Genomic DNA, 2932 nt, shown 5'->3' on the forward strand with positions numbered 1-2932 from the left:
CTCCGGGCTTTCGTTCTGTGTTCTTGCGTTTCCGACTCTATCAGACTCTTTCGGGCCCGATTTCCTCGGTGCTTTCGAGGTTCTGCGCTTTCGCGCTTTCCCTTTCCGGCGGTTCCGACTCTATCAGAAGTTTTCCACCGGATTTCCCGGCTTCAGACTTTCCGAAAGAAGAGTCGACACAGCCCACACGGATTCTCATCCAGGTGGGTTGTGGGGTTGTCGCTGCCGAACTTGTCCAGTTCGAGGCAACCGTTTGACTCTACAACCCTCCCCCCGAGGAGTCAAAACGAGGCCCGCCGAAGGCCGATGCGTGCTCCGCGGCCCACTGCTCGAACGTCCTGGCCTGCAAGCCGGTGATCCGCTCGACGGTGTCCCGGACCGCCAGGAGCTCGTCGTTGACGTCCCCGCCCATGAGGTCGAGCACCGCGTCCGCGCCCTCCGCGCCGAAGAGCGCCGCCATGTCGCGATGGGCCCGCCGGCGGTCGATCTCGGCGAACGGCACCTGCCTCCCCAGTGCCTTCGCGATCGCCGCCACCTGTTCCCTGGGCGTCACCCGGACGGGGCCGGTCAGGGCGTACGTCCTCCCCCGGTGCTCGGGATCGGTCAGCGCGACCTGGGCGACCGCGGCGATGTCACCCGGGTGGATCGTGGGCAGGCCGGTGTCCGCGTACGGGACACGGACCGGCTCCCCGGCGAGGATCGCCGGCGCCCACCACAGGGTGTTCGAGGCGTACTGCGTCGGTCGCAGGATCGTCCACGCCATCCCGCTGCCCTTGAGGAGTTCCTCGACGGCCAGGTTCTCGCGGGCCGGGCCGAGGTGGGGGTGCGTCTGCACCGTCACCGACGAGACCAGGACGACGTGCTCCACACCCGCCCTCCGGGCGGCGTCGAGGACCTCCTCGTCCGCCCCCACCCGCGACGGAAGGAACATCGAGCGCACCCCCTCGAGCGCCGGCCCCAGGGAGGCCGCCTTCCCCAGGTCCCCCTCGACGGCCTCCACCCCTGCCGGGAAGGCAGCCCGCTCCATGTCCCGGGTCAGCCCGCGCAGGCCTCCCGTAGCGCCCGCTCCCCGCGCGGCCAGCGCCTCCAGCAACACACGGCCGATGTTTCCGGTGGCTCCGGTCACGAGCATCATCGGTGCGCCCCTCCCCCTGTAGTGGGTGATCACCCACTACGCGACGCTACGAGCTCGACCACGCTTCAGGTCAAGGGCGCCCCGAACCGCGCCAGGTAGTGCCACACCTTCTTGACGGCCTGGGGGTCTTGGCCGCCGGCCCGCGCGGCATTTCCGACGATGCGGGGGTCGAGTACGCCGTCCACCGCGATCCGCTCAGCCAGGTCCACGTACTCCTGGCCGCGGTAGTCGGGGTGGCTTCGGAGCTCCTCGGCCTGGAGCCGGAAACCGGGGTGCCACTCCACCGGGCAGCCGATCCGCAGGGCCGCGGTCTCCACCGTCGTCCCCCGGTAGCAGGGATCGAGCACGAGCGCCTCCGCGTGGGCACGCAGCCGGACCGGCCCGTGCACCTGTGCCTCGATGTAGTCGTCCAGCTCGTCCTGACGATCGGCGAGGGCCGGCCCGATGAGGCCCATGCGGTCCGCGACGCCGAAGTCCGCCGGCTCCAGGTAGCTGTCCGGGTAGCAGAACGTGGTGCGGGGCAGGACCTCGGCGACCAGCCGAAAGTGGGCCGAGCCGAACCGCGGAGCCCCGCCGACCGGCTTGCCGCGGAAGTTCAACGCACCGTAGACAGGCCGCTGTTGGGCGGACGCTTCGTCGTACGCCCCACCGAAGATGCGGCTCTCCCAGCGCCACCGGTCCCCACCGGGGTGCGCGGTCAGTCCACCGTTGCTGGTCCCCGTGACGAACTGCGAGCGGTAGAAGCCGTCTTCAGCCAAGGCGTCCAGGATCGGCTTGCCGTGCAGCAGACGGTCCGGGTGGAAGTTGAGCGTCACCCGAAGCGCCGGGTCCACCGGCGGCCCCTCCGCGAGTGCCGTGACGTGTCGAAGGGCCCGTTCCTGAGGCGCCTGGGGGGAAGAGGGGAGGCTCATCGGCACAGTGTCGTCCCACGCGATCAACGGGCGCACCCGGATTCTCCACCGGTTCCCACGCCTACCGACCGAGCCAACGGAACCGGATGTCGTCCGGCTCCTCACAGCGATCCTGCCAGGACGTCATCAACCCGGTGAACGCTCCCGTTCACAGCAACGGGCCACGGTCCGTTGACGTGGGCCGGATCCCCGGCTGTAGGTCCCCCAAGAGGCCGTGCTGGAGCGGCAGTTCATCTCTCCTCCCCCGATCGCGGGACCCTCCGTCGTTCACGGTCTCGGCTCCCGCCGAAGGTCCCGTACGAAGCGGATCCCGGGGCGGCCGGCCACGTCGAGCTCGCCGGCCTCGATGAAGCCGGTACGGGCGAGAACCGTGCGGGAGCCGACGTTGTCGAGGGTCGTGACCGCCCTCAGGTGACGCAGGCCGTACCGCTCGACGGCCAGGTCGCACACCGCACGCACCGCGGCCGTCGCCCGTCCCCGCCCCGTCGCACACTCGGCGATGCGGTACCCCAGCTCGGCCGAACCGTCCGCCACGTCGATGAGGTTGACCCGTCCGAGGATCGCGCCGTCCTCCGCCACCAGGAGGTGGAAGAAGTGCAGCCCCGCATCCTGCTCGGCCAGCAGCTCGCCGTGTCGCTCGTCGAACCGGTCGAAGTACTGGTCGCCGCGGTCGGGGACGAGGGAGGCGAAGTAGGCGCGGTTCTCCCGCTCGAAGTCGAGCAGGGCCTTCGCGTGGTCGGCACGAAGCAACTGAAGTTCCGGCATGCGGTCATGCTACGGGCCGGCCCGGTCACCTACCTGGCCGTAAACGCAGAAAAGCCCCGCACCATAAGGTGCGGGGCTTTCCCACAATGATTGTTCGGCGGCGTCCTACTCTCCCACAGGG

4 protein-coding genes are annotated in these 2932 nt (G+C 69.6%); 1 reads left to right on the plus strand and 3 read right to left on the minus strand.

Annotated elements, in window-relative coordinates; translation table 11 throughout:
• The coding region (locus ACZ6ZI_RS40200) for a hypothetical protein (RefSeq protein WP_469530101.1) at nucleotides 1-257 on the plus strand (257 nt) is incomplete at its 5' end.
• Nucleotides 258-259: 2 nt separating this feature from the next.
• Here the strand turns inward: ACZ6ZI_RS40200 and ACZ6ZI_RS40205 are convergent.
• The 3 genes from ACZ6ZI_RS40205 to ACZ6ZI_RS40215 all read right to left on the minus strand — a co-directional run bounded on the left by ACZ6ZI_RS40205 (nucleotide 260) and on the right by ACZ6ZI_RS40215 (nucleotide 2811).
• Nucleotides 260-1135 (minus strand): NAD(P)H-binding protein, encoded by an 876-nt coding sequence (locus ACZ6ZI_RS40205; RefSeq protein ID WP_469530104.1) that lies wholly within the window; start codon nucleotides 1133-1135, stop codon nucleotides 260-262.
• A gap of 65 nt (nucleotides 1136-1200) precedes the next feature.
• Complete coding sequence (locus tag ACZ6ZI_RS40210; RefSeq protein ID WP_469530105.1) at nucleotides 1201-2046, minus strand: DUF3626 domain-containing protein; 846 nt, start codon at nucleotides 2044-2046, stop codon at nucleotides 1201-1203.
• Between the two features lie 267 nt (nucleotides 2047-2313).
• Nucleotides 2314-2811: a GNAT family N-acetyltransferase gene (locus ACZ6ZI_RS40215; RefSeq protein WP_469530108.1), complete on the minus strand. Its 498-nt coding sequence runs from the start codon at nucleotides 2809-2811 to the stop codon at nucleotides 2314-2316.
• Nucleotides 2812-2932: the final 121 nt, after the last annotated feature.

The organism is Streptomyces sp. NPDC103540 (assembly GCF_055584445.1).